Below are 8,307 nucleotides of genomic sequence, written 5' to 3'. Positions count from 1 at the left end.
TTAGGCTTTCCTTTTATAGGGTAATTATTTGACTATCAATATTTTAGAAAATAAATAAACCCCGAATATGCACAGATTTGGCATATATCGGGGTTTTTCGTATTTTGTGTCTGCGAAAACAATAAAATACGGATGCAATTTACTCTAATCGACTTGGATTCTCCAAATTTTTCCCGATTGTATATTTTCAAGAATAAGACAGAATTGGGAGCTATTTACCAAACTATTGATTGGCCCGCTCTGGTTAAGCTATTACCTCAAAAAAGAACGAAAGTAGGTTCTCCCTCACTATTACCTGCACAAGGCTATTTTGGTTTGATGTTTCTAAAGCATTATCTAAAATTAAGTGATGAAAAATTGTTGGAGAGGTTGAACACTGACTGGGCAATACAGATGTTTTGTGGCGTTCAACTGAAAGATTATCAAATGATTCGAGATAATGCTTTTGTGTCTAATGTACGAACCTATCTGGCAAAACATATTGATTTGGGTGTTTTTCAACAAACTCTGATTAGCCAATGGAAACAAGAGATACCTGATAAGCAGGTAGTATCGATGGACGCTTCATGCTATGAGGTCTACATTCGCTTTCCCACAGATGTAAAGTTGCTTTGGGAGTCGTGTCAGTGGTTGTGGGAGAAACAAATTCCTTCACTTTGTAGCACTTATCGAATCAAGTTACCGCGTTCAAAGTTTAAAGAACAGAAGATTAAGTATGTCGCTTACAGTAAATTGCGGAAGAAAAGCCATCGGAAAACTAGAAGTAGGCAAAATGCTTTATTGAAGCTATTGTACAAAGCAATAGAAGCATATCAATTACTGCTCAATCAAACCCAGGCGAAAGGATTAAGCATTGCAGAGGCAGAAACCTTTAAAACCATTAAGTTGGTTTATCAGCAACAAAGGCAGAGATATTTACACCATCAAGCCAAAATACCAAATCGAATAGTAAGTTTATATAAGCCCTATATCAGACCCATTGTTAGGGGGAAAGAAAATAAACCTGTTGAGTTTGGAATGAAAGTCCATAAGTTACAAGTGGGAGGAATTAGCATGATAGAACATTGTAGCTATGAGGCTTTCAATGAGTATAAACGCTTGAAATTAAGTATAATCAAGCACAAAAGTAGTTTTGGTGTATGTACACATATAGCTGCTGACCGCATTTATGCTACTAATGAAAATCGTAGATATACTACTAAGAAAGACATACAGACCAATTTCGTCAGAAAAGGAGCTGGCAAAGATGACAAAGCCACTAAACAAATCAAAACATTGCTCAATAAAGAAAGAGCTACAAGATTGGAAGGTAGCTTCGGAACAGAAAAAGAACATTATCTTCTACATAAAAATAAAGCTAGGAGTGCTGACAACGAACAAGTTTGGCTTTATTTCGGCATTCATACTGCCAATGCCGTTTTGATTGCCAAAAGAAGACAGAAAGCTCAAAGGCAAGCACAAATGGCCGCTTAAATTGAAAGTTTAATAGTAAATGTCCACCAATAAAGATGGGGTGGCTTGGTGTGACTATACCTGAAGAAAAAAGTCGTCGCAAAAGAAAAAATCAAAAAAAAATGTACTTTTCAAAGATAATATGCCTTGAAAATTAACAAGACACCCTCTTTTTGAGTGTCTTGCTAATACAAAATCCTAAATATTTGAATTTCCAAGGGAAGCCTTTTTATTGCAATAGTATTTTTGTTATCTTACTCCTTTTACTTTCATTGGCAAAACAAAAACTGATTCAGAGGCCGTAATAAAGAGTGTATCAAGGTTTTTACCTCCAAAACAAACATTGGCCGTCCATTTGGCTGGTACCTCAATCTGCTCAATCTTTTTTCCTTCAGGGTTATAGACAGTTACGCCTCTACCTGCCAGATACACGTTGCCCTGATTATCAATAGTCATCCCATCTGAAAGGTCTTTGGCAAATTCTTTTTTATTAGTTAAAGAACCATCTGCATTAATATCATATCTGACAATTGCCCGATTGCCCATATCAGAAACATACAAGTATTTGTTATCGGGTGTCCCTATCAGGCCATTAGGTTTTTTAATTTCGGGGTCAACTAAAATCGCTTCGCTTTTGCCTTTTGGTAGATAATAGAGTTTTTCTCCTTTCATTTCAGGGTCAGGGCTTTTTCTTTCCCAATAATCTCTCTGAAAATACGGGTCTGTAAAATACATTCCTCCCTTTTTATCGATCCATAAGTCATTTGGTCCATTAAATATATGCCCGTTATAACCTTTCAATAATACAGTTACTTTTTTATCCGGGCTGATAGACCAAATCTCATTGTGTTCGTCGGCACAGGTTATCAGATTCCCTTTTTTATCAAAATAAGTACCGTTCGACCGTCCGGCATTATCCATAAAAACAGAGAGTTTTCCGTCTGTATCATATTTCCATATTTTATTATTGGGTTGGTCTGTAAAGAACACATTTCCGTTTTTGTCAACGGCTGGGCCTTCTGTAAAAGAAAATTCATTAGAAACAAGTTGTGGTTTGGCACCTTCGGCTATAATGCCCGACTGTTGGCTGAATCCTTTCATAGTTATACTTAGTATGAAACATACCCATATAACCGCCATTTGTTTTGTATTGTTTTTCATTGAATGATAAGAATAATTTGAATAGATAACGTAAAAATATAAATAAGTAATCAGAGTGAAAGAGGTAGTATCAAAATTTCACTCTTATTGAAAAGTAAAATAATAAAGTTAGCTATTTGACATGGTGAAAAAACCCTACAATATGGCATCAGCTTAATTTAATACTGAGGAATATTCATCTGATTTTACCCTTCCGAGAACATGGTATAGTTTTTTTGCCTTTTTCATAAACCTTTCTTTTAAATCACTCAAATGAATTAATTATGAAAACTTACAGCAAAAATTTTGGTTCAAGTTCGAATGGCAGCCATGAAGGTGAAGATTTAAGAAGATTATTGTTAGATGGTTTGAGAGATCTTTACTGGGCAGAAACAAGGTTAACCAAGTCATTGCCTACGATGGCGCAGGCAGCTACCTCAAAAGGCTTGACCAGAGCTTTTGAGTCTCATCTAAGCGAAACTGAAGAACACGTAAACCGCATAGAAAGAGTTTTTAAATTATTAGATGAACCCGCGCAAGGCAAAAAATGTGCTGCGATGATTGGGCTATTAGAAGAAGCTGATGAAATAACCAAATCGACCAAAGATGGTTCATTGGTACGGGATTGTGGTTTAATATTAGCTGCACAAAAAGTAGAACACTATGAAATTGCCTCTTATGGGACATTGAGAACCATCGCAGAAATATTAGGTTACGAAGAAGTAGCTGATATACTACAAATGACCTTGAACGAGGAAGAAGACGCTGATAGTAAACTGACACAATTGGCACAATCTCATATCAATGTCGCAGCAGCTCAGGAATAAACTATTGTAAATAATTCTGGTATGTAACAAGAAAGAAGCCTTGTCTTATCGGCAAGGCTTCTTTCTTTTATGACGCAAACTTTAGTTGAGATGCTTGTCTTTCTTTTCTCGTTCCCAAAAACGATGTTGTGCTATTGCACTAACAAATTCTTCAGGAGATTTATCAACGAGAATGCCTAATGGTAGAGATGTGTCTTTACCTAATTCTTTTTTAATTCTGTTAGAAGCCTTCAGTAATTCTACTCCGTCACCGACCGCAGCCATAGGCTTGCAATGTTTATAGGCTTCATCTACAAATTCCACAGCATCGGGTTCTTCTAAAAGCGTTTCTACACTTTTGCCACCGGCACAGACAAATACTGCATCAAAAAGCACCGATGCCGCAGTTAACAGGCTTTGATTTACTTTTGTTTCGTTACCGCCAGCACTTTTAATCGTCCCTAATTTAGGTGCAATAATAGTAAGCATAGCTCCCTCTTTCTCTAAAGCCTTTTTAAAATCGTTTAATGATTTTTCGTCAAAACCATTGGCAGCGAGTACCGCTATCTGCCTTGTTTTTATAGTATTTTTACTGGTACTATTCATGCTGAGTGCCTCTGATTTTTTAACAGGAGGCTTTCCGGCAACAGGTTGATAATCTTCAGGGTTACCATCAGCTGGTATACTATGATTAACAGGTTGCTCTAAAGTTTCAGGTACTTTTAATCCTAAAGCATCAGCCACATTTTTAGCCAGATTCTTATTAATTTGGGAAAGTAAGCCCACCATTCTCTCTCTGATTGCTATCGTTTCTACTTTGCCCAGTTCAAATCTCAAAGCATCTGTCAGATGTTGTTTTTCGGCCTCTGACTGGCTCTCATAAAACAAAGTAGCCTGGCTGAAATGGTCAAAAAAGCTTTTACTTCTGCCACGGATTTTTTTTCCGTCTATTCGTTCTGTATAACTCTGAAAACCGCCTTGCATAGCTTTAGCTTGAAAAGGACATCCACCACCTAAACTATTAGGATTATAACTGACCCTTCCCTGATTAATAGTTTGTCTCATATACCCATCACGTTGGTGGTTATGAACAGGAGCAACTGAACGGTTAATCGGAATTTCATGGAAATTAGGGCCACCTAAACGTATCAGTTGTGTGTCAGTATAAGAGAATAACCTTCCCTGTAATAATGGATCATTGGTAAAATCAATACCTGATACAATATGTCCGGGATGGAAAGCTACCTGTTCGGTTTCAGCAAAGAAATTGTCAGGATTCCGGTTAAGCACCATTTTCCCTATTTTTTTTACAGGAACTAATTCTTCAGGAATAATTTTGGTTGGATCTAATAAATCAAAATCATATTTGAATTCATCATCTTCAGATATGAGCTGCACACCAAACTCCCATTCAGGAAAAGCCCCATTTTCTATTGCTTCCCATAAATCTCTTCTATGGAAATCGGGGTCTTTGCCAGAAATTTTTTGTGCTTCATCCCAACAAACTGAATGTACGCCCAATAGTGGTTTCCAATGGAATTTCACAAAATGCGACTTCCCATCAGCATTAATGAAGCGAAAAGTATGAACACCAAAACCCTCCATCATCCGATAACTTCTCGGAATTGCCCTATCACTCATAGTCCACATTATCATGTGCATGCTTTCAGGCATTAAAGAAATAAAATCCCAGAAAGTATCATGTGCAGATGCCGCCTGTGGAATTTCGTTGTGAGGTTCAGGTTTTACTGCATGAACCAAATCAGGAAACTTAATAGCATCCTGAATAAAGAAAACCGGAATATTATTACCCACCAAATCATAAACACCTTGTTCGGTATAAAACTTTACGGCAAAGCCTCTCACATCTCTTGCTAAATCGGTAGAACCACGAGAGCCTGCCACCGTTGAGAACCTGACAAATACAGGTGTTTTTAAAGAAGGGTCTTGAAGAAAATGGGCTTTGGTGTATTTTTCCATTGATTCATATACCTGAAAATAACCATGTGCTGCTGCACCTCTGGCATGAACAATCCGCTCCGGTATCCGCTCATGATCAAAATGCGTAATCTTCTCTCTCAGAATAAAATCCTCTAATAATGTAGCTCCCCGTTCACCTGCTTTCAAAGAATTCTGGTCATCATTAATAGGTAACCCGTGATTGCTGGTAAGCAATTGACCTTCAGCATTTTCGGTATTCATACTCAAATCCTCCGTTTTTTTGCTCGCCTCAAATGAATCTGTTTTTTTCATGGCCAAGTATATATTAAATTGTTGGAAATAAAAGCCCTATTTTTTATCTTTCTTTTTATCCTTTTTCCCACCGAATACTTTTTCAAGAAAAGTTTTTTTCTCTGGTTCTGCCTGCACATTTCCTATACTAATGGTATTATCAACCGACGGTTTCAGGGCATTTACAAAGGCATTTCTTAGTACATAACTGATGGCAGTCCATAGATTAACATCAGGGTTTTCAAATTTACCCTCAATAGGAATTTTAGTAGCAAACTGGTCTTTAGGTTGGTTAGTAAACAGTTCTGCTACTGTTCCTACTATAGTCTCCCACAATATCTGCCCGAGGTTTCCCTCTTCCTTATTAAATTCAACTATATCCAAATCTTTAATCAGCGGTTTTACATAGCCATTAAAGGCTCCGTCTTTGGCTGCAAACTCAGAATAAAGGCCAAAATTTCCTTTATTTACATCAAATTTGCCGTAGGCTTTAAAGAAATTATTCAATAAAACCATATTTACATTCGTAACCCTGGCATTCAAATCAAAAGTAGGTTCCTTTTGCAGAGGGTCAAGATTTACATTTAATTCAAAATTCCCTTCGTACATCTCTCCGGTGGCTCTTATCCTTCCGGGCAATAATTTTGTACTATCGTTTACATTAGTCAGATTTTCTGCCACTGCAGAAATTTTCTTCATTGAAACATCTACTAATGGGCTTGCATTCTGGTCAATGTAGTGAATCTGGCCATTGTTTATTTCAAAATGGTTCACTTTTAAAGGCATTAAATCACGGATTAAATCGCTGAAATCAGAAGTATCAGCCTTAATATCCTCTCCCTTATGCTTGCCTTTTACAAAATTCAGCACGGGGTCATCTACATAAATTTCTCCTACTACAGAGCCTTTAAAAATTGATTTCCATTGTACGGACAAATCTATATGAGGGCTTTTAAAAAACGGTATCGTATCATGCTGCTTGGTTTCGTTATTTATCTTTTCAATTTTTATATCGTTAATCACATAAGCTCCTCTGATTAAGGCGAGATCAATATCCTCTACATGCCCGTAATACTGTTCCATTTCGGACAATTCCCGATTAACATATTTCAAAACAAAGTATGGTAATACTAAGCGCAGTGCAATCAGAAGTACGATAATGCTACCAATTACTATCAACCACCTGCGCTTTTTGGGTATTTTGTTTGAGACAGCATGTTTCCTGTCTGATGTTGCAGTTGTGTCTTTCTTCATAATAACTCATATGTTTATGGTGCAGTAAGTATCAGGCTTTTTCAATCTTTCTGGACTTTTCTCTTTGTTTAACAGCTTTATTTACCAGCAACTCTTCTTCTTCTGATAATTCCACAAGTATGGCATCTTTGCTTGGCTCTATACCCCGACCAAAGTGTGTAGCAAATTGTTTGGTAAATTCAGCCCCAAAAAAGACTATCATACATGAATAAGACACCCATAGCATTACCAAGATGATAGACCCTGCAGCACCATAAGTAGAGCCGGGTTCTGCTTTGCCAAAGTACACACCCAAACCAAACTTACCTAAAATAAACAGCAAGGTTGTTACCATCGCACCAATCCATACATCTCTCCACTTGATTCTGGCATCAGGCAGAATCTTGTACATGAGCGCAAATAGCACCGAGATAACTGCAAAAGAGACAAGGAAGTTGATAAACTGAAACAAGAACAGCATAAAATCAGGTAAATGAGCCTTTATCCAGATACTGAAAGCCGCTAAGGCAGTAGTGAGTATTAGCGAAATCAATAATAAAAACCCGATTGATACAATTAAACCAAAAGAAAACAAACGGTCCTTCAGCAGTTTCAGCCATTTTTCTTTCCCTTTCAGTTCCGGTTTTACTTTAACCTCCCATATCTGGTTTAAAGAAGTCTGTAATTGCAGAAAAACTCCCATTGCTCCAAAAACAAGCGAGATTATCCCGATAATTGTGGCTATGATAGACTTTTTTTGTTCGCCTGCTTTGGCGATGATTTCTTCTATCTGCTTGGCTGTATCGGTACCCATTGCAGACCCAATCTGGTTAGAAATTTCTCCCTGCACAGCTTCTCTGCCAAAAGCTAAACCTGCCAGCGCAATAATAATTACTAATAAAGACGGGATAGAAAAAATAGCGTAGTATGCAATGATAGCACTTTGGCGGAACGGGTCAGCGGCATTCCATGCTTCAAAAGATTTCTTAGTAATCAACCACAAATTTTTCGGACTTGATTTTGAATTGCTCATAATACTCATAATAGTAAATTTGAAAACGGTTCAACAAAAAGATATTTTACTACTATACGTACTTTTTGGCTAAAATTTCAGTCCATAGCGGTTCTGTGGAATTAGTTACGCATAAACATTGAAAACCAATAATATTAAAGCAAAAATGTCTACAAGGCGTTCAAACAGCTTCAGAATTACAATTGTGCCTGCTAATGGGTATTTCGTATTAAATTTTCCTTAAAAACAAGAATATTTTATTATTATAGAAATAAATAATAGTAAAATATCCTTTTTACCTTCTTTGATTGTTTCTATTATAAGAGTACCTCGCATAGATTTTTTGTAATCAATTATAATTCCGACCCGTTTTAGTTCAAAAGGTCGAAAATAACCTATTGAGTAGATTACTTATTTCAAATTAAAAGCAAC

Annotated in this window: 6 protein-coding genes; 2 read left to right on the top strand and 4 right to left on the bottom strand. The window is 36.8% G+C overall.

Going from position 1 to position 8,307, the window contains the following annotated elements; genetic code table 11:
• Positions 1-132: 132 nt before the first annotated feature.
• Complete coding sequence (locus tag EWM59_RS23685) at positions 133-1,473, top strand: transposase (protein WP_130023732.1); 1,341 nt, start codon at positions 133-135, stop codon at positions 1,471-1,473.
• A 228-nt stretch (positions 1,474-1,701) separates the two neighbouring features.
• On the opposite strand, the gene EWM59_RS23680 is transcribed toward EWM59_RS23685, so the two are convergent.
• Positions 1,702-2,553: an SMP-30/gluconolactonase/LRE family protein gene (locus tag EWM59_RS23680; RefSeq protein WP_229239426.1), complete on the bottom strand. Its 852-nt coding sequence runs from the start codon at positions 2,551-2,553 to the stop codon at positions 1,702-1,704.
• Between the two features lie 323 nt (positions 2,554-2,876).
• On the opposite strand from EWM59_RS23680, the gene EWM59_RS23675 reads away from it, so the two are divergent.
• Positions 2,877-3,419 (top strand): YciE/YciF ferroxidase family protein, encoded by a 543-nt coding sequence (locus tag EWM59_RS23675; protein ID WP_130023730.1) that lies wholly within the window; start codon positions 2,877-2,879, stop codon positions 3,417-3,419.
• A gap of 81 nt (positions 3,420-3,500) precedes the next feature.
• Here the strand turns inward: EWM59_RS23675 and EWM59_RS23670 are convergent, their stop codons facing one another.
• Genes EWM59_RS23670 through EWM59_RS23660 form a run of 3 tightly spaced genes read right to left on the bottom strand, consistent with a single transcriptional unit; the run spans position 3,501 to position 7,896 of the window.
• Positions 3,501-5,651, bottom strand: coding sequence for a catalase (locus tag EWM59_RS23670; protein ID WP_130023729.1), 2,151 nt, complete (start codon positions 5,649-5,651; stop codon positions 3,501-3,503).
• Between the two features lie 36 nt (positions 5,652-5,687).
• Complete coding sequence (locus EWM59_RS23665; RefSeq protein ID WP_130023728.1) at positions 5,688-6,884, bottom strand: DUF748 domain-containing protein; 1,197 nt, start codon at positions 6,882-6,884, stop codon at positions 5,688-5,690.
• Between the two features lie 31 nt (positions 6,885-6,915).
• Positions 6,916-7,896 carry a YihY/virulence factor BrkB family protein gene (locus EWM59_RS23660; RefSeq protein WP_130023727.1) on the bottom strand — a complete coding sequence of 327 codons (981 nt, stop codon included), beginning with the start codon at positions 7,894-7,896 and terminating at the stop codon, positions 6,916-6,918.
• Positions 7,897-8,307: the final 411 nt, after the last annotated feature.

It is taken from the genome of Emticicia agri (assembly GCF_004168285.1).
GTDB classification, from domain to species: Bacteria; Bacteroidota; Bacteroidia; order Cytophagales; family Spirosomataceae; genus Emticicia; species Emticicia agri.
This window is presented reverse-complemented; position numbering and strand designations above follow the sequence as displayed.